The 24141-nt window shown below is 64.4% G+C and carries 18 protein-coding genes; 9 read left to right on the top strand and 9 right to left on the bottom strand.

Features of this window, described 5'->3' with window-relative positions; genetic code table 11:
- The first annotated feature begins 16 nt into the window (after positions 1-16).
- The 4 genes from ArtHe_RS05855 to ArtHe_RS05840 all read left to right on the top strand — a co-directional run bounded on the left by ArtHe_RS05855 (position 17) and on the right by ArtHe_RS05840 (position 4464).
- Positions 17-1003, top strand: coding sequence for a sugar ABC transporter permease (locus ArtHe_RS05855; protein WP_248319160.1), 987 nt, complete (start codon positions 17-19; stop codon positions 1001-1003).
- A gap of 86 nt (positions 1004-1089) precedes the next feature.
- On the top strand, positions 1090-1911 hold the full coding sequence (locus ArtHe_RS05850) for a carbohydrate ABC transporter permease (RefSeq protein ID WP_248319686.1): 822 nt from the start codon (positions 1090-1092) through the stop codon (positions 1909-1911).
- Positions 1911-3374 (top strand): GH1 family beta-glucosidase, encoded by a 1464-nt coding sequence (locus tag ArtHe_RS05845; protein ID WP_248319159.1) that lies wholly within the window; start codon positions 1911-1913, stop codon positions 3372-3374. The genes ArtHe_RS05850 and ArtHe_RS05845 overlap by 1 nt, the downstream gene beginning before the upstream one ends.
- Before the next feature lie 115 nt (positions 3375-3489).
- Entirely contained in the window at positions 3490-4464 is a 975-nt protein-coding gene (locus ArtHe_RS05840) for a LacI family DNA-binding transcriptional regulator (RefSeq protein ID WP_248319685.1), read from the top strand.
- Positions 4465-4589: 125 nt separating this feature from the next.
- Here ArtHe_RS05840 and ArtHe_RS05835 read toward each other — a convergent pair whose 3' ends face one another.
- The 4 genes from ArtHe_RS05835 to polA all read right to left on the bottom strand — a co-directional run bounded on the left by ArtHe_RS05835 (position 4590) and on the right by polA (position 11470).
- Complete coding sequence (locus ArtHe_RS05835; RefSeq protein ID WP_248319158.1) at positions 4590-5294, bottom strand: hypothetical protein; 705 nt, start codon at positions 5292-5294, stop codon at positions 4590-4592.
- A 111-nt stretch (positions 5295-5405) separates the two neighbouring features.
- Positions 5406-6878, bottom strand: a complete 1473-nt coding sequence (gene rpsA, locus ArtHe_RS05830; protein WP_066298016.1) for a 30S ribosomal protein S1 — start codon at positions 6876-6878, stop codon at positions 5406-5408.
- A gap of 332 nt (positions 6879-7210) precedes the next feature.
- Positions 7211-8521, bottom strand: a complete 1311-nt coding sequence (locus ArtHe_RS05825) for a GNAT family N-acetyltransferase (protein ID WP_248319157.1) — start codon at positions 8519-8521, stop codon at positions 7211-7213.
- Between the two features lie 48 nt (positions 8522-8569).
- The gene (gene polA / locus ArtHe_RS05820) at positions 8570-11470 is read right to left on the bottom strand and encodes a DNA polymerase I (protein ID WP_282568714.1); all 2901 of its coding nucleotides are present in this window, start codon (positions 11468-11470) and stop codon (positions 8570-8572) included.
- Here polA and ArtHe_RS05815 point away from each other — a divergent pair.
- Entirely contained in the window at positions 11469-11957 is a 489-nt protein-coding gene (locus tag ArtHe_RS05815; RefSeq protein ID WP_248319156.1) for a PaaI family thioesterase, read from the top strand. The genes polA and ArtHe_RS05815 overlap by 2 nt on opposite strands.
- Positions 11958-11972: 15 nt before the next feature.
- Here ArtHe_RS05815 and ArtHe_RS05810 read toward each other — a convergent pair whose 3' ends face one another.
- Positions 11973-13997, bottom strand: a complete 2025-nt coding sequence (locus tag ArtHe_RS05810; RefSeq protein ID WP_248319155.1) for an MFS transporter — start codon at positions 13995-13997, stop codon at positions 11973-11975.
- 72 nt (positions 13998-14069) lie between these two features.
- A complete protein-coding gene (locus ArtHe_RS05805) occupies positions 14070-14480 on the bottom strand; it encodes an Hsp20/alpha crystallin family protein (RefSeq protein ID WP_066298023.1) in 411 nt (136 codons plus the stop codon).
- A 318-nt stretch (positions 14481-14798) separates the two neighbouring features.
- On the opposite strand from ArtHe_RS05805, the gene ArtHe_RS05800 reads away from it, so the two are divergent.
- Genes ArtHe_RS05800 through glsA form a run of 3 tightly spaced genes read left to right on the top strand, consistent with a single transcriptional unit; the run spans position 14799 to position 18864 of the window.
- The gene (locus tag ArtHe_RS05800) at positions 14799-16181 is read left to right on the top strand and encodes a glutamate decarboxylase (RefSeq protein WP_248319154.1); all 1383 of its coding nucleotides are present in this window, start codon (positions 14799-14801) and stop codon (positions 16179-16181) included.
- Between the two features lie 17 nt (positions 16182-16198).
- Complete coding sequence (gene gadC, locus ArtHe_RS05795) at positions 16199-17914, top strand: putative glutamine/gamma-aminobutyrate antiporter GadC (protein ID WP_248319153.1); 1716 nt, start codon at positions 16199-16201, stop codon at positions 17912-17914.
- A complete protein-coding gene (gene glsA / locus ArtHe_RS05790; protein WP_248319152.1) occupies positions 17911-18864 on the top strand; it encodes a glutaminase A in 954 nt (317 codons plus the stop codon). Before gadC ends, glsA begins: the two co-directional genes overlap by 4 nt.
- A 123-nt stretch (positions 18865-18987) precedes the next feature.
- Here the strand turns inward: glsA and ArtHe_RS05785 are convergent, their stop codons facing one another.
- From ArtHe_RS05785 to ArtHe_RS05775, 3 genes are all read right to left on the bottom strand, one after another.
- Positions 18988-19758 carry an IclR family transcriptional regulator C-terminal domain-containing protein gene (locus tag ArtHe_RS05785; RefSeq protein ID WP_248319151.1) on the bottom strand — a complete coding sequence of 257 codons (771 nt, stop codon included), beginning with the start codon at positions 19756-19758 and terminating at the stop codon, positions 18988-18990.
- Positions 19759-19885: 127 nt separating this feature from the next.
- Positions 19886-21718 (bottom strand): sugar phosphate isomerase/epimerase and 4-hydroxyphenylpyruvate domain-containing protein, encoded by a 1833-nt coding sequence (locus ArtHe_RS05780; protein WP_248319150.1) that lies wholly within the window; start codon positions 21716-21718, stop codon positions 19886-19888.
- A 23-nt stretch (positions 21719-21741) separates the two neighbouring features.
- Positions 21742-22614, bottom strand: a complete 873-nt coding sequence (locus tag ArtHe_RS05775) for a shikimate dehydrogenase (RefSeq protein WP_248319149.1) — start codon at positions 22612-22614, stop codon at positions 21742-21744.
- 180 nt (positions 22615-22794) lie between these two features.
- Between ArtHe_RS05775 and ArtHe_RS05770 the strand changes: the two genes are divergently transcribed.
- On the top strand, positions 22795-24105 hold the full coding sequence (locus tag ArtHe_RS05770; RefSeq protein ID WP_066298036.1) for an MFS transporter: 1311 nt from the start codon (positions 22795-22797) through the stop codon (positions 24103-24105).
- The last annotated feature ends 36 nt before the right edge of the window (positions 24106-24141 follow it).

Below are 24141 nucleotides of genomic sequence, written 5' to 3'. Positions count from 1 at the left end.
AGCATGAGAGTTCCCCATGACCACCACACTGAAACAGCCAGTTGTCCGGCCGCCCGCCAAGAAGCGGCTCACCTTCCGCCAGCGCCGTTCCGCCTGGGATATGAAGGCGTCCCCATATCTGTACATCTCTCCCTTCTTTATCCTTTTCGCACTCACCGGTTTGTTCCCGCTCCTGTATACCTTTTGGGTTTCGCTTCATGATTGGCACACCCTCAAGGGCCAGGGGGACTTCGTTGGAATCGAGAACTTTACGGCCGTGCTGGCGGACGGCTACTTCTGGAACTCGATGTTCAACACGTTTTCCATCTTCCTGCTCTCCGCCATACCGCAGCTGACAGTAGCGGTCCTCCTGGCCGCTGTCCTGGATCAGCACCTGCGGGCAAAGACGTTCTGGCGCATGTCGGTTCTGCTCCCCTACGTGGTGACTCCCGTGGCAGTTGCCCTGATTTTCAGCAACATGTTCAATGAGCAAAACGGCCTCATCAACAACTTCCTGGGCAACTTCGGGGTGAACGGGGTCAGCTGGCGGGAGGACACGTTCCCCAGCCACGTCGTCATCGCCACCATGGTGAATTGGCGCTGGACCGGCTACAACGCCTTGATCCTTCTGGCCGCCATGCAGGCTGTTCCCCGGGATCTCTACGAATCAGCAGCCCTGGACGGAGCGGGTGCCGTCCGACGCTTCTTCAGCATTACGCTGCCCAGCATCCGGCCGACGATGATCTTCGTGATCATCACCTCCACGATCGGCGGGCTGCAGATCTTCGCGGAACCGCGCCTGTTCGATCCGGTCACGGCCGGCGGAACCCAGCGCCAGTTCCAGACGACAGTCCTGTACCTGTGGGAGATGGCGTTTCAACGGCAGAACTTCGGCAAGGCTGCTGCGGTGGCGTGGCTGCTTTTCCTGATCATTGTGCTGGTGGGAGTGGTGAATTTCCTGATCTCCAAGAAAATCGCGACAGCGGATACGAAAAAGCCCCGGCGGGCAAGGAGTAAACGATGACTGTTCTGCAAAAGGCCCGGGCTGTTCCGGGCACCGGAGTTGACTCCGGTTCAGGCAAGCCATCCCGCAGGCGTCCACGCCGTTCAATGGGCGGGACAAGGCGTCCAGGGCTCCTCAGCTACGGGATCCTGCTGGCCTTCCTCATCGGGTCCGCCTATCCCCTGTGGTGGTCGATGGTCATCGGCAGCCGGTCCAACGAGGCGCTGGGACTGGACTGGCCGCCGCTCTGGCCGGGAGGAAACTTCTGGACGAATGCCGCTGCCGTCTTCGACACCGTGCCCTTCTGGAAAGCGCTGGCCAACAGCCTGATCATTTCAGGCACCGTGACGGCTTCGGTGGTCATCTTTTCCACACTCGCGGGTTATGCCTTCGCAAAGCTGAGGTTCAAGGGCCGGGGCCTGCTGATGGTGGCGGTTATAGCCACCATGGCCATTCCCACCCAGCTGGGCATCATTCCCCTCTTTATGATCATGCAAAAGCTCGGCTGGACAGGTGAACTGGGCGCCGTGATCGTCCCAGGCCTGGTGACCGCCTTCGGGGTCTTCTTTATGCGGCAGTACCTGGTGGACGTTATTCCAGATGAACTGATCGAGTCGGCCCGGATGGACGGGGCAAGCATGCTCGGCACCTTCCGGCACGTCGCGTTACCCGCAGCCAAGCCCGCAATGGCCATTCTGGGCCTGTTTACGTTCATGACAGCCTGGACGGATTTCATGTGGCCCCTCCTGGTGCTGCCGAACAACCCGACTCTCCAGGTCGCACTCAGTCAGCTCCAGTCCGCCCGCTACGTTGACTACTCAGTGGTCCTCACCGGCGCCGTACTGGCCACCATCCCCCTCCTCGTGCTTTTTGTACTGGCGGGCAAACAACTTATTTCCGGAATCATGCAGGGAGCAGTGAAGGGCTAATGACGAAGAAGACCACTCCGGCCAGCGATTTTCCGCCTGGCTTCATCTGGGGATCAGCGACTGCAGCGGCCCAGGTGGAGGGCGCGGCTCACGAAGACGGGAAGGAGGACTCCGTCTGGGACGCTTTCGCAGCGGTACCGGGCAACGTCCTCAACGGAGACACCCCCGCGACCGCGGTTGACCACTATCATCGGATGCCGCAGGACGTGGCGCTGATGAAAAAGCTTGGGCTGGATTCCTACCGGTTCTCCACCAGCTGGGCCCGGGTACGGCCGGGCGGGCGGGAGGTTAATGCCGCGGGGCTGGACTTCTACTCACGTCTGGTGGATGAACTGCTCGAGGCCGGGATACTCCCCTGGCTGACCCTCTATCACTGGGATCTGCCTCAGGGGTTGGAAGAGAAGGGCGGCTGGGCGAACCGGGACACCGCCTTCCGTTTCGTGGAATACGCGCAGGACGTCTATGCGTCCCTGGGCGACCGGGTCCGCCACTGGACTACGTTCAACGAACCGTTCTGCTCCTCGCTGCTGGGGTACGGCTCCGGTGTGCATGCGCCCGGGCGCCAGGAGCCGCGTGCTGCCGTCGCTGCCGTGCACCACCAGCACCTTGCCCATGGGATGGCAGCCTCTGAGCTGCGCACTCTCGGTGCGGAACAGGTAGGGATCACCCTGAACCTGAGCAACTCCATCCCGAAGAACCCGGCCGATCCGGTGGATGCAGAGGCAGCCAGGCTGTTCGATTCGCTGCAGAACCGGATCTTCCTGGAGCCGATCCTGCGCGGCGCCTATCCTGAGGATTCCCTGCGGGACCTGGAGCCCTACGGCCTGCACGAGGTCATCCTCCCCGGGGACATGGACACCATCGGAACGCCGATCGACTTCCTCGGCGTCAACCACTACCACGACGACCTGATCAGCGGGCATCCGGATACCACCGGCGCGGACGGTCACGGCGGCGGCACGTCCACTCCCAAAGCGTCACCCTGGATCGGGGCCGAGCACATCACCTTCCCGTCCCGGGGCCTGCCCCGGACGGCAATGAACTGGGAAGTGAACCCCGACGGGCTGCGGCGGCTGCTGGTGCGGCTCAGCCAGGAGTATCCAGAGCTGCCCCCGCTCTACATCACCGAAAACGGTGCGGCCTACGACGACGCCCTCAGCGAGGCGGGCACAGTTCCCGACACTGAGCGCACCCGCTTCATCCTTGACCACGTGAACGCGGTCAAGGATGCGATCGGCCAGGGCGCTGACGTGCGGGGCTACTTCGTCTGGTCCCTGCTGGACAACTTCGAATGGTCCTGGGGATACGAGAAGCGCTTCGGAATCATCCACGTCGACTACACCACCCAGGAACGGACGATTAAGGACAGCGGTCTGGCCTACAGCAGGTACGCCGAGGCGGCCCGGCGGAAGGCCCGGGCACGGGTGTACGGGAACGATCCGGCGCCCGCGCCGGTCGGGTGAATGAAACTAGAATTGGTACCTGAGCGAGGCTTGGGGCGAGAGAAACGGACACCGCTACATGGAGACCACAGTGGGTACTGACACCGGACAGGTGCGGCCGGCTCCAACCTTGGAGATGGTGGCTGCCCTGGCCGGTGTCTCCCGGGCGACTGTCTCACGCGTCGTGAACGGGTCGACGTCGGTGGCGCCGGAACTGGTCCAGAGCGTGGAGCAGGCAGTGCGTGCGCTCAACTACGTTCCCAACCGGGCGGCCCGGACGCTGGCCAGCAGGCGGACGTACACGATCACGCTCCTGGTACCCGAGTCGACGTCCAAGGTCTTCGCCGATCCGTTTTTTGCAACGGTTGTCGAAGGTGTGGCCAAATATCTAAGCTCCACCGAGTACATGCTGAACATGGTCACTTCCTCCGAGGCCAATCCCGGAAAGACCCAGCGGTACCTCATGGGCGGCAATGTGGACGGTGTCCTGGTGGTTTCCCACCACAGCGGGGACCATTCGTGGGAGCACCTGAACGAGGCACTGCCGATTGTTTTCGCCGGACGGCCGCTGCTTAATGCCAGCGACAGCTACTACGTAGAGGTGGACAACGAGGAAGGCGCGTTGGCTGCCACCGCGCACCTGATTCGCGCCGGACGCCGGAACATAGCCACCATCGCGGGTCCGCAGGACATGCCACCCGGTGTTGACCGGCTGGCCGGCTGGCGGTCGGGGCTGGCAGCTGCGGGATTGGATGACGCGCTCGTGGAGTATGGCGACTTCACGGTTTCTTCCGGAGCGGCTGCCATGCGGCGGCTGCTGGCGCGCGGCAAGCCGATGGACGGCCTGTTCGCGGCGAATGACCAGATGGCAGCCGGAGCCCATGCCGTCATCAAGGAGCATGGGCTGCGTATTCCTGAGGACATCGCCGTCGTCGGTTTTGATGATGACCTCTTCGCGACGAGTGTTTCGCCCGCACTGACCACTGTCCACCATCCCATCTCCGATCTCGGCGAGAAGATGGCGCGAATGCTGGTGGAGCTGATCGAGGGACGGCCGGCACACCGCGTCTGCCGTCTGCCGACGTCCCTTGTGGTGCGTGACTCCGCCTAGCGGCAACGCCCTGCGGCCGGCCGGCGGATACCCCAGGACCGGTTCCCGGCACGTCCCGGGAACCGGCAGGCCTGCGTTCAGTCCAGCCTGCGTTCAGTCCAGCCCACGTTCAGTCCAGCAGGTTTTCAGCGCAGCGCCGTGAGGCCGCTGTAATCCTCGTGTGCGTAGCGGACGCTGCTCCGGTTACGGAGGGCCCAGGAGTCCTCGACCTCCCGGAGGCCTTCCTCCTGGGCGGCAGCACCGGGTTCGCGGAACCGGATCAGTTCCGCCGCGGCTGCCTGCGCCGCCGCGTGCCACACCGCCCCGCACACGTATTTGGGGTCGGAGAAAACGCCCTTCCACAGCGGACTCGTGCGCCGCGTCAGGAACCGCCCACCCAGCAGGAAAATCCCGATCGAGAATGCCCAGCAGGCCAGCAGGACCGGATAGCCAATGAGGTTCACGCCCAGGGCCAGAATCCCGGTGAATGACAATGCTGCTCCCCCGGCGCGCAGCCAGGGCGCCAGGGTGGCTGCGGGTCCGTCCGCTGCCCGGGCGAGGGCGAGCTGCTCCCTGCGCCATCCCCGGAACCGGGCCATATCCGCTGCCGCTTCAGACTTCGCGGCAGAGCGGGCAGCCCGGAAGTAGTTTGGGTATGCCTCCTGCAGTGCACCGACCGCTTCCTGTTGGGCGTCGAATTCGTCGGGGCTTAGCCCCCTCTCCGCTTCCTCGAAGCCGTTGACGAGATTCGCGGCCTGCTGCGGCCGCAGCTGCGCCGCGCCTCCCCTGGCCCGCCGGCGAATCTCCTCCTCCAACAATCCGTCCATCTCCGGCCGGTCCTCGCGCTGCATACGTCCCCCGTAGTGTCTTTGGTGGTTTCCAATTCCCAGTATCAACGACAAAGCGGGCCCCCACCGAAGTGGAGACCCGCTTTGAAGCGGCTAATGCCTAAGCAACAATAATTAGTTGCCGGTCAGCTTCTCGCGCAGTGCGGCGAGAGCCTCGTCCGATGCCAGGGTGCCGGCAGCGGACTCGGATGCAGCAGGCTCGGAAGAGTAGCTGGTTGCGCTGGACTCGACGGAGTCCGATGCAGCAGCGACGTCCTCGGAGTTGTGCTGGGCAACCTGCTTCTTGTGAGCTTCCCAGCGGGCCTGGGCGTCAGCGTACTGCTGCTCCCAAGCGGCGCGCTGGGTCTCGTAACCTTCGAGCCATTCGTTGGACTCGGGGTCGAAGCCCTCCGGGTACTTGTAGTTGCCGGCTTCGTCGTACTCTGCGGCCATGCCGTACAGAGCCGGATCGAATTCGGTGCCTTCGGGATCGACGCCCTCGTTCGCCTGCTTCAGCGACAGGGAGATGCGGCGGCGCTCGAGGTCGATGTCGATGACCTTGACGAACAGTTCATCCCCAACGGAGACAACCTGCTCGGCCAGCTCCACGTGGCGGACTGCCAGCTCGGAGATGTGAACCAGGCCTTCGATGCCGTCTTCGACGCGTACGAACGCACCGAACGGAACCAGCTTGGTGACCTTGCCCGGCACAACCTGGCCCAGGGCGTGGGTGCGGGCGAAGGTCTGCCACGGATCTTCCTGCGTAGCCTTCAGCGACAGGGAGACACGCTCGCGGTCGAGGTCAACTTCCAGAACCTCAACGGTGACTTCCTGGCCAACTTCAACGACCTCGGAGGGGTGGTCGATGTGCTTCCAAGACAGCTCGGAAACGTGGACGAGGCCGTCTACGCCGCCAAGGTCCACGAATGCACCGAAGTTGACGATGGAGGAAACAACGCCCGGACGAACCTGGCCCTTTTCCAGCTTGTTGAGGAACGTGGAACGAACCTCGGACTGGGTCTGCTCGAGCCAGGCACGGCGGGACAGGACCACGTTGTTGCGGTTCTTGTCCAGCTCGATGATCTTGGCTTCGATCTGCTGGCCGATGTACGGAGCCAGGTCGCGGACGCGACGCATCTCCACGAGGGATGCCGGCAGGAAGCCGCGCAGCCCGATGTCGAGGATAAGACCACCCTTGACAACCTCGATGACGGTACCGGTAACGACGCCGTCTTCTTCCTTGACCTTCTCGATGTCGCCCCAGGCACGCTCGTACTGTGCGCGCTTCTTGGAGAGGATCAGACGGCCTTCTTTGTCTTCCTTGGTGAGGACCAAAGCTTCAACCTGATCGCCAACGGAGACGACGTCTCCGGGATCAACGTCGTGCTTGATGGAAAGCTCACGCGAAGGGATGACACCCTCGGTCTTGTAACCGATGTCGAGCAGGACCTCGTCGCGGTCGACCTTAACGACGGTACCTTCGACGAGATCTCCGTCGTTGAAGTACTTGATCGTTGCGTCGATTGCGGCGAGGAAGTCCTCGGCAGTACCGATGTCGTTGATTGCGACCTGCGGGGTACCGGACTTCTCGGTGGTGGTGATGGTCATGTAGTTGGGACTCCGATGTGGAAGTTGTTGTAATTCCGGATGTGCTCCCACCGGCTCGGGTGCAACCCGGAAAAACCAGGTTCAAGACGGTGCTTGGTTGTCCGGAGATGGACAGAATGTAAATATTTGTGTTGCCCGCCTGCGGCGGTGGATCCCTAGGATAAGGGAGTCACCAGCACGCGTAACGCGCCTGTTTAGTCTAGCCGCAGCCGCCAAGTCAGGTCAAAGCCAGATGAAGAAACCCGTACCTGGAATCCGTCACCTGGGTAACGCCTCCCGCACACCAGTAATTCCTGGGGCTCATTCCGTGCGGCCCGCGGGTAGGGCCGGGCCTAGAAATGCGTGCTGCAGTAAGGCGGCCGGGGCACCGCAAACAGCCGGCTCAGGGTTTCCACCGCATCCCCGGATCCGCTGATGCTTCCTGCGGCGCAGAGCAGGTCCGCGCTGACGCCTCCGAGGTAGAGGGAAGCGAAAGCTCTTACATCCATATCCACGGCCGGAATTCCCGGCGGCGGAGTATCCCGGGCTCCGAGCCCGGTGACGGAAGCCCTGCCGGCATCCACCTGCACCAGCCACCGCCCCGAAGCCAGTTCCAATGGATCAGCGATGCCCAGCACCACGGCACCTGATGCTTCGAATCCGCGGGCACGAAGCATGGCGGCGGGGTCCAACGGACGCAGCCACAGCAGGTCCTCACAGGACTTAACCGAGTAGCGGCGGCGGTCTGCCAGCGCCCAGGGCAGCGGATCCGCTTCCGGCGCCGCCGCACAGGTAATCCGCTCCACCAGGTCAATGGAGCCCAGGAACCGCCAGAGTTCGAGCCTGGCAGTGTCATCCACGGCCACCAGGTCAAGCACCTTGAGGGTGTGCGGCTCGGTGTCCCACGGGAGGAACTTGAAGGTGACATAACCGTCCGGCACCCCGGAAGGGCCGTAGTGGACCGCGGAGCGGACGTCCTTCTCCGGTTCCGGCAGATCACCCCAGAGGCCGGCCGCGCGCTTCGAGTAACCAAGCTGCCGTCCCAGCGCCCCGCGGTTTTGGGCCAGGTGCCTGCGGAAGATTTCCGGAGCCAGGGTTTCCAGCTTCGCGAGGTCGGCGACCACGGTGCTGCCCGTTGGTGGGACGGTCAGTTCCAGGCGCCCCCGGGCGTCCACTTCCACCGCCACCTCGGAGGTAGCCACCCCGAAACCGAACCGGCCATAGATCACTGCCTCGGAAGCGCCCAGCGCTGCGACGGCGAAGCCTTCATCCTTGGCCCGGCGCAGGTCCGCCGTGATCATCTGCCGCAGGATCCCGCGCCGCCGGTGGGACGGACGCACGGTAACGGACGTGATCTGGTGCGCCGGAAGCAGCGCGCCGCCGGTGTTCAGTTCGTGGACCATCGTGGCGTAGGTAGCCACCGGCGCGGCGGGATTCCATGCGTACTCCGGCGCGGCGTCGTCATAGACGCCCGTGAGCCACCGCCCGTCCGTTTGGTAGGCCTCAACCAGTGCTGTGATGTGCTTGGACTCGTAGCGCGCCTCGTGGAATCCGAGGGCCACCGCCTGGAACCAGGCGTCCGTCCGTTCATCGCTGCGGCCGGCGTCCACCGCAGACAGGGCAGCACGGAACCTCTCAGTGCGAAGACCTGATCCTGCTTCCATGCCTGCCCCCTCCGGCGGTGTGTTGGCTGATCTGTGCGGTTAGCCGGACTAGTGGCCGGCTTCGTGCCAGCTCGCGCCCCAGCCAACGGAGACGTCAAGCGGAACGGCAAGGTCCGCGGCACCGGCCATTTGCTCACGCACCAGCTTTTCCGCCGCTTCGCGTTCACCGGGTGCCACTTCCAGCACCAGTTCGTCATGGACCTGCAGCAGCATACGCGACTTCAGTCCCTGCTTCTTCAGTTCCGCGTCGACGCCGAGCATGGCCTTCTTGATGATGTCCGCAGCCGAGCCCTGGATCGGGGCGTTCAGCGCTGCACGCTCCGACATTTCCCGCAGCTGGCGGTTGGTGCTGGCAAGATCCGGCAGGTAGCGCCGGCGGCCTTCAATGGTGGAGGTGTATCCGTCCTTGCGCGCCTGCTCGACGACACCGCGCAGGTAATCGCGGACAGCACCGAACCGGGTGAAGTAATCACGCATCAGTGTGCGGGCCTCGTCCACGGGGATGGAGAGCTGCTTGGAGAGCCCGAACGAGCTCAGCCCGTAGACCAGGCCGTAGGACATGGCCTTGACCTTGGAACGCATGGCACTGGTGACCTCTTCCGGCGGCACCCCGAAGATGTGCGAGCCGACGAACCGGTGCAGGTCCTCGCCGTCGCGGAAGGCCTGGATCAGGCTTTCATCGCCGGAAAGGTGCGCCATGATGCGCATCTCCACCTGCGAGTAGTCAGCGGTGAGCAGGGTTTCGTACCCCTCACCCACAACGAACACCTCGCGGATCCGGCGTCCCTCCTCCGAGCGGATCGGAATGTTCTGCAGGTTCGGGTTGATCGAGGACAAGCGGCCGGTCGCGGCAACTGTCTGTGCATACGTGGTGTGGATCCGGCCGTCGTCGGCCACTGCCTTCCGCAGGCCTTCCACCGTCTGGCGCAGCTTCGCGGCATCGCGGTAGGCCAGCAGGTGGGCCAGGAACGGATGCCCGCCGGTCTTGACGATCAGGTCTGCCAGGGCATCGGCGTCGGTGGAGTAGCCGGTCTTGATTTTCTTGGTCTTGGGCAGGCCAAGCTCCTCGAAGAGCACCACCTGGAGCTGCTTCGGTGAACCAAGATTGATCTCCTTGCCGATAACCGCGAAGGCTTCTTCCTTGGCCTGGTTGATCGTGAAGCTGAACTGGTCCAGCAGCGCGTCCAGCTTGTCGGTGGACACAGCAATACCGGCGAGTTCCATTTCGGCCAGGACCTCGGAGAGCGGCAGTTCCAGGCCGTCCAGCAGCTGGTTGGCTCCCCGCTCGACCAGCTGGCCGGCGAAGTGCTCGCTCAGCCGCAGTGCCGCGAACGCCTTCCGGACGGCGGGTGCAGCGGAATCCTCACCGTCCAGGGAGAGCTCCAGCTGATTGCTGGAGCCGGCGGCGGCATCGAGGGAAAGCCTGAGGTGCGTCAGGCTGAGGTCAGCCAGATCGTAGCTGCGCCGGTCCGGCTGGATCAGGTAGCCCGAAATGGCTGGGTCGTCCACCTCGCCGGCCAGGTGCAGTCCGCGGCGCGCGAGCAGCTTGTAGGCCGACTTGAAATCGTGCACCACCTTCGGTGCGTCCTTGTCCGCAAGCCAGTCCGCCAGGACCTTCTCCGCGCCTGCGTCGATGTCCGTCAGCGGGATGAAGGCAGCCGCCTCGTCCGTGACCAGTGCAACGCCTACCGCGTCGCGGGCCTCACCCGCTCCTTCGGTAACCAGCTGGAGTGCTGCGGGCGCCTGGTTGGTGGCTTCCAACCAGCTCTCCAGTGCGCCGGCCTCTGTGAGCACGGTGTGTGCCGGGGGCACCAGCTCCGGATGCTCTGCCGCGGTTTCCTCTTCGCCGTAGACATCGAAGAGCCGCTTGCGGAGAGCATTGAACTGCAGGGCATCGAAAAGTTCTTCGATGGCATCCCGGTCAGGGCGGCGGGCCGCCATGGCGTCGAGGTCCACCGGAAGCTCCAGGTCGCGCAGCAGCCGGTTCAGCCGGCGGTTCCGCTTGACGTCTTCGATATTGGCGCGGAGGGAATCCCCCACCTTGCCCTTGATCTCATCCAGGTGCTCCAGGATGCCTTCGAGGCCCCCGTACTGTTTGATCCACTTGGCTGCGGTCTTCGGTCCGACCCCCGGAACGCCGGGCAGGTTGTCCGCGGACTCCCCCACCAGGGCGGCCAGGTCGGAGTACTTATCCGGCGGTACCAGGTACTTCTCTTCGACTGCCTCCGCGTCCATGCGGGGCAGGTCGGAGACCCCCTTCTTGGGGTAGAAAACGGTGACGTTGTCGTTGACCAGCTGGAAGGCATCCCGGTCACCGGAGACGACCATCACGTCCCAGTTTTTGGCCGCTGCCTGCTCAGCGAGCGTGGCAAGGATGTCATCCGCCTCATACCCGTCCAGGGAAATGGTCGGAATCCGCATGGCTTCCATGACCTTGATGATGAGGTCCACCTGGCCGTGGAACTCTTCGGGGGTCTTGTTGCGGCCACCCTTGTACTCGGAGTACTCCTCGGTCCGGAAAGTGGGGGTATCCAGGTCGAAGGCGACGGCGATGTGCGTTGGTTCCTCGTTTTTGATCAGGTTGATCAGCATGGAGGTGAACCCATAGACAGCGTTTGTGTGCTGTCCGGTGTCCGTGGAGAAATTCTCCGCCGGCAGGGCGTAAAAGGCGCGGAAGGCCATGGAATGGCCATCGATCACCAGGAGACGGTTGTGCCCGGCAGCATTAACCGTGCCCAGCGGCGCAGCCTCTGTTGCTGCCGGCCCGGTGGTCGGAGCAGGCGCCGCGTGGCTGCCCACGGGGACGCCGGCCGCAGTGTCCGCCTGCACGGCATCATCCTCTGTTTCCAGGAGGCCGGTAAGGGACTCTTCGGGGTTGGGAACGGGATCAGAGACGGGGGCAGCGGCCAGTTTGGCAGTTTCACTCACAGATGCAAGCCTAGTGGGCATGAGCGACATTTTCACGCCGGGCCAGTCCGGCCCCGCCGGGGGCGGGTACCCCAGACTGCAGGAATTGATTGATGCCGGTGTTCCCGCGGAACTCCACCCGTGGCTGGGCGAATCCGGCGTGGGTTCCCTCGTTGTCAGGATGGGAATCCGATTCCTGGAGATGTCACCTGAGCGCATGGTGGCCACCATGCCGGTGGAAGGCAACCAGCAGGTCGCCGGGATCCTCCATGGAGGTGCCCACATGGTGCTCGCAGAGACCCTGGGTTCCTTCGCTGCGGCGATGCATGCCGGTCCCGGGCGATACGCCGTCGGCATTGAAATCGGTGCCACCCACCACAGGTCAGTCTCCGAAGGCCTGGTCACCGGAACGGCTGCGGCCATCCACCTCGGCGGCACCCTCACCACCCACGAAGTCGTGATGACGGACGGCGGGGGCCGCCGGCTCTCCACCGCCCGCATCACCAACCTGATCCGCGAAGTCAGGTAGCCTTCCCCGCTTTCCTTAAACCTGCAGTCCGGTCCGCTGGGGCGGCCCGCCCAATTCGACGTCGATCACCGGGTCGTCGGAGGGCAGGAGAACGCGCCGGGTATGTGTCCGTCCGCTGGGTTCCACGACGGTCAGGACATATCTGCCGGCGGCCGGGAGCGGCAGCTCAAAGCTGCCGTCCCTGCCGGACCGGACGGCTGACGGAGCGTCACCTGCTCCCCTGACCAGCAGGACGAGCGCATTATCGACCGGCCGGCTGCGGTGCCGTATCCGTCCGGCGAGCAGGAGCCGCTGCTGAAAATGAATGTCGTGCTGAAGACCCGTCTCCGGGAACGGCAGTACCTCGGCTACAGGCCGCCAGCGCGGGTGCGCAGCCACGAAGATGTACCGTCCCGGCCCAGGCAGGACTACAGCGTAGGATCCGTGTTCATCGCTGCGGTCCCAGTCCACGGGTGAGCCTTCGCTGTCTGTCACCGTGACCGTTCCCTGATCGAGCGGAGCCCGGTCACCGGCTGGCCGCAGCACACCGGTGAGCAGCATCTCGTGCCGCTGTGCCGAAGCGGGCCCGGCCCCCTGGGGCGGGGCATGGAGATCGGGGTGGGTGGCTTCCCGGTGGGATGACTTCGGAATCAGCAGGCAGATGGCTGCCCCCGCTGCCGCAGTGACACCGGCGAGGATGAAAATCAGCCGGAAGGCCTCCAGATCCGGAAAGACCCGGCCGCCGATGCTCACCGTGACCGAGGTGAGGATGACGGCGACTGCTGCGCTGCAGGTGGACGTGCCGACGGAGCGGAGCAGGGTGTTGAGCCCGTTGGCGGCTGCGGTGTCGGTCCTGGGCGAGTTGCTCATAACAATGGTCGGCATGGCTGCCATGGCCATCGCTGTGCCGATCGAAATGATCACGGCTCCGCTGATGATGCCGGCTATGGTTTCCACCAGCACCACCCGCAGCAGGTAGCCGGCGGCCATCACCATGCAGCCTGCCACCATGGTCACCTTGGCTCCAAAGCTGTTGGTGAGCCGTGCGGAGACCGGCGAAATGGCCACCATCGCCAGGCCGGCCGGGATCATGGCCAGCCCTGCCACCAGGACGCTGAGGCCAAATCCGAATCCTGTTACCCGGGAGAGCTGCAGCTGCTGCGTGGTAACGAGCATGTTCGCGTACATCGAGAATCCGACCAGCACTGCCGCTAAGTTGACCAGAAGGACCGGCCTCCGTGCCGATGTGCGCAGATCGATCAGCGGCTGCCCGCTGCGCAGCTCAAGGGGGAACCATAAGGCCAGCAGCACTGCACATGCCGCGAACAGCCCCAGCACGATGTCGCTGGTCCACCCCCATACTCCGCCCTTGCTGATGGCCAGCAGCAGCGCCGTCATGGCGCCGGACAGCAGGAGCGCGCCGGGATAATCAAACCTGCCCTTCGTGCGGACCGTTGATTCCGGCACGAAGAAATAGACCGCGGCGGTGAGAACCAGGGCGATCAGCGCGACCACCCAGAACGTCGCCTGCCAGCCCAGGTTCTGGTAGATAAACCCGGCCATCGGCAGGCCCAGGGCGCTGCCGATTCCGAAACTGGCGCTCATCAGGGCCACTGCGCCGGCGATCCTGCGCTGCGGGAGAGTGTCCCGGAGAATGCTGATGCCGATGGGAATGACGGCGCCGGCGAAGCCCTGCAGCGTCCGTCCGGTCAGTGCGGCTGCGAAAGTACCGCCGATGGCGGCAGTGAACCCGCCCACCACCATCATCACCAGCGCCAGTATCAGCATCCGCTTTTTGCCGAACATGTCCGCAAGCCGGGAGACCACCGGTGTGGCCACCGCGGCACTGAGCAGGGTAACTGTCACCAGCCAGGAGACGTCATCGCTGCTGACACCGAAGATGCGTGGATACTCGGGCAGGAGGGGCACGACGGCGGTCTTCTCGAGTGATACCGCGATTCCGCCGCAGCCCAGGATTGCCGTAATAAGCCAGTACGGCGCACGCAGCCCGCCCGGCTGCTGTCCGGAGACCGGCATGTCCTGCATTGTTTGCTGGGGCACAGGACCTCCCATGCGGCGCCGGATACGGCGCCGCAGCGCCGTCTGCAGAAACGGGCCCGGGGCCCGCAGGGTTTACGCCCGGTTGACCGTGACCTTGCGCCCCGATCCGCCGTCCTCAGCGACCGGGACCCTGACTTCCAGGACGCCGTCGTGATAGGACGCCGAGACACCGTCCGGATCGGCCCCTGCAGGCAGCTGGATGTCCCGGGTAAAGGAACCGTACTTGAACTCGGACCGGTAGCCGTTCCGGGCCTTCTGTTCGGCGCTTTCCCGGCGTTCACCCCGGATCCGGAGGGTCCCCTCGGAGACGGTCACGTCGAGGTCCTTTTCGGGGTCGATGCTGGGCAGTTCGGCTCGGACCACCATGGTTGGACCGTCCCGGTACTCCTCAACCCGGAAGGCAGGTACGTCCCAGTCTCCCTCGAAGAGGCGGCGCATGGGCTCAGGCAGTTCGAAACGGTCGCGTCGGGTCAGTCCAGCCATGGGGTCTCCTCCGGTGGCCCGCGTACAGCCGCTGGGCCGGACCCCGGACGAACCGGGTGGGCGGGCTGAAGCGGGGTGAATGGTGCGGACAGCCTACCGGGAGCAGATGGTCCGCTCAACGGTTCCCGGAGCTAACCGGGCCCGGGCGGTGAAGATCCCGGAAAGGGCTGCGGATACCCCGTGTTTACCGGCGGGATACCTAGTAATGGCTGAAGGGCTGCGCGTATAGTCATGAAGCGCGCGCACCCTTGGGGACTCGAAACAGCCGCTCACAACGGCCCATGCAGTAGGGACACTCCCATTCGAGAGGTCGATGTCATGCCGCAGAATGATCCGCAGGATTTCCTCAGCGCCAATCCGGTTTTTTCCCGTTCCGGGGAGGCTACCCAGGTCTCCAAGACCCGGATCCCGCAAGGAGAAATGGCCCCTGAAACCGCTTACCAGATTGTCCACGACGAGACGATGCTCGACGGCAATGCACGTCTGAACCTGGCCACCTTCGTCAGCACCTGGATGGACGATCACGCGGACCGGCTGTACGCCGAGACCTACGACAAGAACATGATCGACAAGGACGAGTATCCGCAGACGGCTGCCATTGAGCAGTACTGCTGGAAGATGCTCGCCGGCCTGTGGAACTCCCCCGATCCCACCGGAACGATTGGCACCTCCACCATCGGGTCCTCCGAGGCCTGCATGCTGGGCGGCCTGGCCTTCAAGCGGCTGTGGCAGCAGAAGCGTCGCAGCGAGGGGAAATCCACCGAGAAACCGAACCTCGTGATGAGTTCCGCCGTCCAGGTCTGCTGGGAAAAGTTCTGCAACTATTTCGACATTGAGCCCCGCTTCGTGCCGATCAGTGAGGAACACAAGTGCCTGGACGGGTACGAACTCGAGAAGTACATCGATGAAAACACGATCGGTGTCGTTGCGATCATGGGGGTGACCTATACCGGCATGTATGAGCCGGTGAAGGCGATAGCGGCGAAACTCGACGAGATCCAGGCATCCTCCGGACTGGACATACCGATCCACGTAGATGCTGCCTCCGGCGGTATGATCGCACCGTTTATCCAGCCGGAGCTGGAATGGGATTTTCAGCTCGAACGGGTCCACTCAATCTCCACGTCCGGTCACAAATACGGCCTCGTGTACCCAGGCCTTGGATGGGTTATCTGGCGCGAACGGCAATGGCTGCCGGAAGATCTGATCTTCTATGTGAGCTACCTTGGCGGCGACATGCCCACCTTCGCGCTGAACTTCTCACGCCCCGGTGCCCAGGTGGTCCTGCAGTTCTACCTGTTCCTCCGCCTTGGCTTTGACGGATACAAAAAGGTACAGCAGTCAAGCCAGGACGTGGCGCTGTTCCTGTCCCGCGGGATCAGCGAAATCGGCCCGTTTGAGCTCTGGAACGACGGATCGGACATCCCGGTGTTCGCCTGGCGGCTCAAGGAGGGCCACACGGACCACTGGACGCTGTACAACCTGGCGGACCGGCTCCGGACCAAGGGCTGGCTGGTGCCCGCTTACCCGCTGCCCGCCAATCTCCAGAACCTGACGGTGGAACGGATTGTGGTGCGCAATGGCCTGAGCATGGATTTGGCAGCGCGGCTGCTGGATGACATCCGGGAGGAGACCTCCTACCTCAACAACCTGAGCGCCCCAATGCCCTCGGAGCGGAAGCATCCGGGATTCCACCACTAACCGAGGAGGTGGGTGGGATGAGCGATTCCACTGCAACCACGCCTAATAAGAGGGGCCGGGCAGGGCAGGCAGCCACCATCACCATTGGGGCTCTCGCGGTGATGAACATTGTGGCCGTCGTAAGCCTCCGCGGGCTGCCGGCCGAAGCTGAATATGGCCTGAGCTCGATTTTCTACTATGTCTTCGCAGCTATTGTTTTCCTGATTCCGGTTTCCATTGTCGCGGCCGAACTGGCCACCGGGTGGCCTGAAACCGGAGGCGTTTTCCGCTGGGTGGGTGAGGCCTTCGGACCGCGGTGGGCCTTCCTGGCAATGTTCATGCTCTTTATCGAGGTGACCATCTGGTTCCCCACCGTCCTCACCTTCGGTGCCGTCTCCCTTGCGTATACCGGGCCCAACGCAAGCCTGGACGCACAGCTGTCCGGGAACAAGGCCTTTGTCCTCGCCGTCGTCCTGGTCGTGTACTGGCTGGCTACATTTATCGCGTTCCGCGGTGCTGCCGCCTTCTCCAAGGTGGCTCAGTGGGGCGGGATCATCGGCACCCTTATCCCAGCCGCAGTCCTCATCGTTCTGGGCTTCACCTACTTCTTTGCCGGCAACACACCCCAGATCGAGCTGGGCTGGGGCGAGCTCATTCCGGACTTCTCCAACTTCTCCAACGTTGTCCTGGCAGCGAGTATCTTCCTGTTCTATGCGGGCATGGAAATGAATGCCATCCATGTGAAAGACGTCAAAAATGCCAACCGCAGCTATCCGCTGGCCGTACTTATTGCCGCAGCAGGAACAGTGGTTATTTTCGTCCTCGGCACGCTGGCCATCGCCTTCGTGGTCCCGCAGGCGGACATCAACCTCACGCAGAGCCTGCTGACCTCCTACAACGACATGTTCGAATGGGCCGGCATGGGCTGGGCCGCACCGATCATCGCCGTGATGCTGCTGATCGGGGTGCTCGCCGGCGTCGTCACGTGGGTGGCGGGTCCGTCCAGCGGCCTGCTGGCCGTGGCCAAGGCCGGCTACCTCCCAAGGTTCTGGCAGCACACCAACAAGCACGGGATGGGCACACACATCCTGATCTTCCAGGCGCTTATGGTCACGGCCCTGGGCATCGTGTACGTGGTGCTGCCTTCCGTCCAGGCCGCCTACCAGATTCTGAGCCAGCTGACCGTGATCCTTTACCTGATCATGTACCTGCTGATGTTCTCCTCAGCCATCTACCTTCGATACAGCCAGCCGAACCGGCCGCGCCCCTACCGGGTGCCCGGCGGTGGAGCAGGAATGTGGATTTTCGGCGGCGTCGGATTCCTCGGGTCGCTAATGGCCTTCGTGTTCAGCTTCATCCCACCGGATCAGATTTCCGTGGGTTCTCCGCTGACCTACGTCGGCATCCTGGTCGGCGGGGCCGCGGTGCTGGTGATCGTGCCCTTCGTCATCTATGCGCTGCGCAAGCCGCACTGGCGTGATCCGGGCACCGTCTTCGTGCCGTTCACCTGGCAGCTGGAGAACAAGCATCCGGGCATCGTCAATGATTCCGCGGTCTCCACAGTCGATCTTTCCGAGCGCTGGGAAGCGCAGCCCACCCCGGGAACCGCCCAGCCGGCAGATCAGCATCCGGACAGCGCCCCGCCGCCGTCCGGAACCCAGCCCGGAACCCAGCCCGGAACCGGAACCGGACAGACCGGAACGGGTTCACCCAAGCCGCATGCCGGCCCAGCCGACGGGAGCACCTCGGTATGAAAATCGATAAAGAAGCCATCCAGGCAGCGGTGAGCACCGCGCACCGGGACCATACCGAAGAGCACGGCGGGAAGAACGCCGGCTACATTCCCTACCTGGCATCCGTCGATCCGGCCCTGTTCGGAGTCAGTGTCGTAACTGCCGACGGCGAAGTCTTCGAGGCCGGTGACGCGCGCTTCGAATTCGCCCTCGAGTCCATTTCCAAGGTCTTTTCCATGGCCGTGGCGATGAGCGACGTCGGGCTGCAGGAATTCCACGACAAGGTGGGGGCTGATCCCACCGGAGAACCGTTCAATTCTGTGATCAGTGTGGTCCTCCACGGTGATACTCCAGTCTCGCCCTTGGTCAACGCAGGTGCGATGTCGACGGTCTCCCTGATCAGGGCCGACGGTCCGGAGCAGCGCTGGGAGCGGATCCTGGCCGCGCAGTCCGCCTTCGCGGGACGCAGGATCCAGCTCAGCGGCGCCGTCAATGATTCGGAGCAGTCCACGAACTTCCACAACCGTGCCATTGCATGGCTGCTCTACTCCGGCGGCACCATGTACTCGGACCCGATGGAAGCCTGCGATGTCTACACCCGCCAGTGCTCAACGCTGGTAACCACCGTCGACCTGGCCACCATGGGCGCCACGATCGCGGCCCGGGGAACCAATCCGGTCACCAGGGAACGGGTCATCGCCAACCAGGCATTGGTCCCCCCTATGCTCGCCGAGATGACCATGGAAGGGCTCTATACCGCCTCCGGAGACTGGGCGTACCGGGTCGGGCTGCCCGGCAAGTCCGGAGTCGGCGGCGGTGTGCTTGCCATCATGCCCGGGGTCCTGGCCATCGCCGCGTTCTCTCCGCCCCTGGATTCCGCGGGCAACAGCGTGCGTGGGCTCAAGGCCGTCGCGCAGATCGCTGAAGCTTTGAACCTGAACCTCTACAACGCCCAGGATTACGCCACCTAGCCGGAACTCTCACGGACGGGCTGGCGGCACAGACCGAACTGCGGCGGGGAGGAGCGAACGGCCCCCGTCGCAGTTCGCTGCCGGGCCTTGCCTCCGGGGCGGGACCGGCGGCCGGCCGCAAACTCAGCTGAGCGGACGGATCCCGTAGTCCGCGGAAATCGCTTCCGCCGCCTGGACCAGGCGGGGAAGGACAACGTCGCCGAGCGACGCGCCCCGGTGCTGGTGAAGCGAGACGTTGGCCGCGGCCACCACCTGGTTTCCGCGGCGTATCGGTACGGCCACGCCGCTGAGGCCTTCCTCATACTCCTCGCGCACCACCGCCCAGCCGCGGGCGCGGACGCCCGCGAGTTCCTCGCTGAGCCTGCGCCGGTCGGCAATCGTGTTCGCCGTGTACCGTCGGATCTCAGACCGGTCCAGCCGGGAATCCAGGTCTGCGGGGTCGAGGCTGGATAACAGCACCCGGCCCATTGAGGTGGCCCAGGCCGGAAAGCGGGTACCGACGTGCACGGCGACACTGACCAGCCGGGGTGCGGTGACGCGGGCAACGTACACCACGTGCTCGCCGTCGAGGATGCAGACGGACGCTGTTTCCTGCAGGTCGGAGGAAAGCGACTTCAGGTGCGGTTCCGCGATGGCGGGGAGCGTGAGGTTGGAGAGGAAGGCCGATCCGATGTTCAGGGACCGGGGGGCAAGCTGGAAGCGGACACCGTCCGAGGACAAATACCCGAGTTCCGTCAGGGTCAGCAGGAACCGGCGGGCTGCCGCGCGGCTCAGATCCGCTGCTGCGGCCACCTCGCTGACGCTTTTCGCCGGTGCATCTTCCGTGAAGGCGCCCAGGACAGCGAAGGTTTTTTCCACGGATTTGACGTACCAGCCGCTGCTGTCTGCGCTCACTCGTCCGGCCCCGCCCATTCGTCTGCCCCTGCCTTGCAATCCTGCCGGGGCAGCCAGCTGCGGCCCCGAAGGCGATCCTAGCCGACCCCGGGCCCGCGCCGTGGCCTTGAGCTGATATAGCCGCTGGTCAGGAGCGTGCTGCAGCACTTGCGTGGAATTGTGAAGCGAGCCGCACCGGGGCATTGGGTGCGCCGTATCCCTCGTAGAAGGGACGCCGTTCCAGCACTTCGAAGAAGACGTTGCCTACGGTGGAGGTGTAAAAGTGCAGGAACTCGCCGTCGCCGTCCCGGTCGTAGAGCAGGTTGAGTTCCCGCAGCGTGGAGAGGAATTCCGGCTCAAGGCCAAACCGGGCATCCAGGTCCTCGTAGTAGTTGCCCGGTACCGGGAGGAACTCCAGTCCCCGCTCGACGGCGGTGCGCGCCACGCTGACCAGGTCGCTGCAGGCGAAGGCCACGTGCTGGGGATAACCGGATCCGTCGAAGATGGGGGGTGCGATGTTGAGGGCGATGCGCACCGCGCCGTCGCTGCTGCGCATCACCTGGCTGCGGACCAGTCCCATGGGGCTGGGCACTTCCACGCTGGGGCGGGTGGACAGGCCCAGGGTGGAGTCGTAGAAGAGGACAGCCTCATCGAAGTGCTGCCAGGGCTGGGACAAATTTACGTGGTCTATCGCCGTCACCGGCCCGGGCGCCGGCAGCGGACTGCCGGTGCCAAACTCCGTGCTCCAGGCGGGTTCGCCGGAGGTGGCCTGGCAGAGGATGATTTCGGTCCCGTCGGGGGCGGCGACCACCTGGAGGACCTCCTCATTGGCCTGGCTGCGCCGGGTGACCGGTGTCGCCTTCAGCTGCAGGGCCCGTGAGGCGGCTGCCGGAGCATCCGGGACATCCAGTCCAATCGCCGAAATTCCGGGCTCCATGCCTGTCGCCTGCTGGCCGTTGATGATCATGCGGACACCGTTCTGCGTCCACAGTTCCACGGATTTGGTGCGGTGCCTGCCCTGGCAGGTGAATCCCAGCTGATACAGCAGGCTGCGGACCTGCGCCGGGTCTCCGGCTTTGACCTCGGCGAAACTGAAGCCGAGGGGTTCACCGACGCCGGGCAGGGTGGCCAGCTCCATCCGTCCGCTGCCGGTTCCTTCCTCCGCGAGGTGCAGCGAGGTGCGTTCCGCCAGCCGGATGAGGGAACGCATGGCGTCCACCGCGGTGCGTTCCTCAGCCGCCTGCCGGAACACGTCGTTGAAGATCTCCAGCGAGACCGGGCCGTCGTAGCCGCTGCGGACCAGGTGGCCCATGAAGGTCACCAGGTCGAAGGCGCCTTCGCCCGGGAACACCCGGTAGTGGCGGCTCCAGGACAGCACGTCCATGGACAGTTCCGGAGCGTCGGCAAGCTGGACAAAGAAGATCTTTTCCGCCGGAAGCTGCTCGATTGCGGCGGGGTCCCAGCGCCGGGAGAGAATGTGGAAGCTGTCCAGGCAGGTTCCAACATTGGGGTGGTCTGCCAGCGCCACGATCCGCCAGGCGTGCTCGAAGTCGCTGACATACCGGCCCCAGGCCAGAGCTTCATAGGCGAGCCGGATTCCGTAGCGGGCCGCCACCTCGCCCATGCTCCGCAGCTGGGAGGCCGCAACGGCGTCGTCATCAATGGTTGCCGTGGCCACGTTGCTGCAGACCAGCATGGTGTCGATCCCCAGCCGCCGCATCAGCCGGAACTTAGCTTCAGCGCGCCGCAGGTTCTGCTCCAGCAGGTCCTCGGAAACTCCTTCAAAGTCCCGGAAGGGCTGGTAGAGGTCCAGGGTCAGGCCCAGGCTGGCCGCCAGCGCCCGGATTTGTTCCGGGCTGGACGGGCTGACCACCAGGTCCTGTTCGAAGATCTCCACGCCGTCGAAGCCGGCTGCCGCACAGGCGCGGAGCTTGTCCTCGAGGGTGCCGCTGAGGCAGACCGTGGCGATGGAGGTGCGCATTACCGTTCCCTTCGGAGGCAGACTCAGAGTCCGCTGTTGACCATGTGGAGAAAGTGGGCCCGCATGCGGGCGGCATCCGGACGAACCCCTGTGATGAGTTCGAAGGCATCCACGGCCTGACCAACAGCCATGTGGCCGCCGTCCAGGACACGGCAGCCTTTCGCTTCCGCCGCGGCAGCCAGTGCGGTGCGGACCGGGCGGTAGATGACATCGGCGACCCACGTGGCGGGGTCAATAAGGGCAGGATCCAGGGGAAGGCCGGGGTGGGAGTGCATGCCGATGGGAGTGGCCTGGACAAATCCGTCTGCCCCGGCGAGCAGGCGCGGCAGGTCTGCCGGAGCGCCTGCAGCAACTGTGCTGTCCGGAAACAGAACCGCCAGGGCCGCGGCGCGTTCAGCTGCCCGGGCGGCGTCCAGGTCCACCAGCGTCAGGCAGGAGACACCGGCCTTCAGCAGGGCGTAGGCGACGGCGGCACCGGCACCGCCGGCACCAAGCTGGACCACCCGCTCCAGCGCTGCGCCTGGCAGACCTTCGGCCAGTGCGCTGCCGAAGCCGGAATGGTCGGTGTTGTGCCCGATAAATTTGCCCGCACGGATGAGGACGGTGTTTACGGCACCCAGCCGGGCGGCGTCGTCGGATACCTCGTCGAGGTGTTCGAGGACCAGCTGCTTGCAGGGATGGGTGATGTTGAAGGCGTTGAAACCGAGGTCCCTGCCGTAGCGCAGCAGCTCCCCGACGTCGGCTGGAGGCCGGCCGTTCACCGCCAGGTCAACCGGCCGGTAGAGATAGAGCATGCCCCTCTCCTGAGCCTCCCGCTCATGCATGGGCGGCGTCAGCGAGGCGGTAATACCGTCCCCGATCAGCCCGACTAGCCAGGACTCGGTGGTGGTGCTCAAACGGTTCTCCCCTTCCATGCCCGGAGCGGGCTAGGCCCACGGTACCGGGCTGTTCATAAAATGCACAAGTGTGCGTAAAGCGCACACTGATGATTGCATCTGAGTATGGCGCGGGTTACATTGTGGTGTTCGCATCAAGTACCACTGTGCGATTACCGCACATACCAATGGAGGCCCCCCATGAGCGCTGCGCCCCCGCACGCCGCTGCAGCCACCGCCAAGACCCCGAAGAAGGCTGCTGCGGCAAGCTTCATGGGCAGCGCGGTTGAGTACTATGACTTCTTCATCTTCGGCACAGCCGCGTCGCTGATCTTCCCGCACGTTTTCTTCCCCGATGCTGATGCCCAGGCCAGCATTATGTCCCTGGCAACCTTCGGCTTCGCCTACATTGCACGTCCGGTTGGTGCCGTCATTCTTGGCCACTTCGGCGACCGCGTCGGCCGGCAGAAGATCCTCATGTTCACACTGGTGCTGATGGGCGCATCCACCTTCCTCATTGGCTGCCTGCCGACGTTCAGCACCATCGGCTGGTGGGCTCCCACCCTGCTGGTTCTCTGCCGCCTGGCCCAGGGACTCTCCGCTGCCGGCGAGCAGGCCGGTGCCAGCTCCATGACCCTCGAACACGCCCCTGACGGCCGCCGCGCCTTCTTTACCTCGTGGACGCTGACCGGGACGCAGGGCGGCCAGATCCTCGCCGCCCTCGTCTTCATCCCCGTTGTCGCTTTGCCGGACGAGATCAAATACGGCATCGGCTGGCGCATCCCCTTCTGGCTCTCCGCCGTCGTCGTCCTGGTCACCTACTTCATCCGGCGCTCGCTGCACGAGACCCCGACCTTCCAGGAAGCCAAGGCAAACAACCAGATTGCCAAGCTGCCCGTAAGCGACCTGATGAAGCACCACTGGCGGGACGTTCTGCGGGTTATCTGCTGCGCCTTCATCGCCGCTGTTTCCACCGTCTACGGCACCCTGGCCATCAAGTACGGCACCGAGGTAGGCAATGTCGATGCCACCATCACGCTGTGGCTGGTGGTCGCGGGCAACGTTGCCGCGCTGTTCACCCAGCCGTTCTTTGGGATGGCGGCGGACCGGTTCGGCCGCAAGCCGGTGTTCATCTACGGTGCCGTCGCCAGCGCAGTGGTGATGCCGTTCTATCTGCTGTCCATGGAATCCGGGAACGCGCTGCTGCAGTTCACGCTGTCCGTGGTGGTCTTCGGCTGCGGCTACGCGGCCGCAAACGCCGTCTGGCCGTCCTTCTATGCGGAGATGTTCAGTGCCCGGGTCCGCTTTTCCGGCCTGGCCATCGGCACGCAGCTCGGCTTCCTGATGGCTGGATTCGCCCCCTCCATCGTCGCCGCGCTCGGCGGCCTCCAGCCTGGCGGCTGGGTTGTCATCAGCTGGTTTACCGCGGCCATCTGCCTGGTAGCGACCATCTCCGCGCTCACTGCGAAAGAGACGTCCAAGATTCCGACGGCGGAGCTCGGGCTGCGCTAGGCGCACCAACCGTCCCCGGGCAAACCAGCCGGCAGC

Source organism: Arthrobacter sp. Helios (assembly GCF_023167125.1).
In the GTDB taxonomy this organism is placed as follows: domain Bacteria; phylum Actinomycetota; class Actinomycetes; order Actinomycetales; family Micrococcaceae; genus Arthrobacter_B; species Arthrobacter_B luteolus.
Note: the sequence above shows the minus strand (reverse complement) of the source record. Positions and strands in the feature narration are given on the sequence as shown.

What these genes read in the sequence shown, in the direction of transcription:
- ArtHe_RS05855 (WP_248319160.1), top strand. Translation starts at nt 17, where the DNA reads ATGACCACCACACTGAAACAGCCAGTTGTCCGGCCGCCCGCCAAGAAG.
- ArtHe_RS05850 (WP_248319686.1), top strand. Translation starts at nt 1,090, where the DNA reads ATGGGCGGGACAAGGCGTCCAGGGCTCCTCAGCTACGGGATCCTGCTG.
- ArtHe_RS05845 (WP_248319159.1), top strand. Translation starts at nt 1,911, where the DNA reads ATGACGAAGAAGACCACTCCGGCCAGCGATTTTCCGCCTGGCTTCATC.
- ArtHe_RS05840 (WP_248319685.1), top strand. Translation starts at nt 3,490, where the DNA reads ATGGTGGCTGCCCTGGCCGGTGTCTCCCGGGCGACTGTCTCACGCGTC.
- ArtHe_RS05835 (WP_248319158.1), bottom strand. Translation starts at nt 5,294, where the DNA reads ATGCAGCGCGAGGACCGGCCGGAGATGGACGGATTGTTGGAGGAGGAG.
- rpsA (WP_066298016.1), bottom strand. Translation starts at nt 6,878, where the DNA reads ATGACCATCACCACCACCGAGAAGTCCGGTACCCCGCAGGTCGCAATC.
- ArtHe_RS05825 (WP_248319157.1), bottom strand. Translation starts at nt 8,521, where the DNA reads ATGGAAGCAGGATCAGGTCTTCGCACTGAGAGGTTCCGTGCTGCCCTG.
- ArtHe_RS05815 (WP_248319156.1), top strand. Translation starts at nt 11,469, where the DNA reads ATGAGCGACATTTTCACGCCGGGCCAGTCCGGCCCCGCCGGGGGCGGG.
- polA (WP_282568714.1), bottom strand. Translation starts at nt 11,470, where the DNA reads ATGCCCACTAGGCTTGCATCTGTGAGTGAAACTGCCAAACTGGCCGCT.
- ArtHe_RS05805 (WP_066298023.1), bottom strand. Translation starts at nt 14,480, where the DNA reads ATGGCTGGACTGACCCGACGCGACCGTTTCGAACTGCCTGAGCCCATG.
- ArtHe_RS05800 (WP_248319154.1), top strand. Translation starts at nt 14,799, where the DNA reads ATGCCGCAGAATGATCCGCAGGATTTCCTCAGCGCCAATCCGGTTTTT.
- gadC (WP_248319153.1), top strand. Translation starts at nt 16,199, where the DNA reads ATGAGCGATTCCACTGCAACCACGCCTAATAAGAGGGGCCGGGCAGGG.
- glsA (WP_248319152.1), top strand. Translation starts at nt 17,911, where the DNA reads ATGAAAATCGATAAAGAAGCCATCCAGGCAGCGGTGAGCACCGCGCAC.
- ArtHe_RS05780 (WP_248319150.1), bottom strand. Translation starts at nt 21,718, where the DNA reads ATGCGCACCTCCATCGCCACGGTCTGCCTCAGCGGCACCCTCGAGGAC.
- ArtHe_RS05770 (WP_066298036.1), top strand. Translation starts at nt 22,795, where the DNA reads ATGAGCGCTGCGCCCCCGCACGCCGCTGCAGCCACCGCCAAGACCCCG.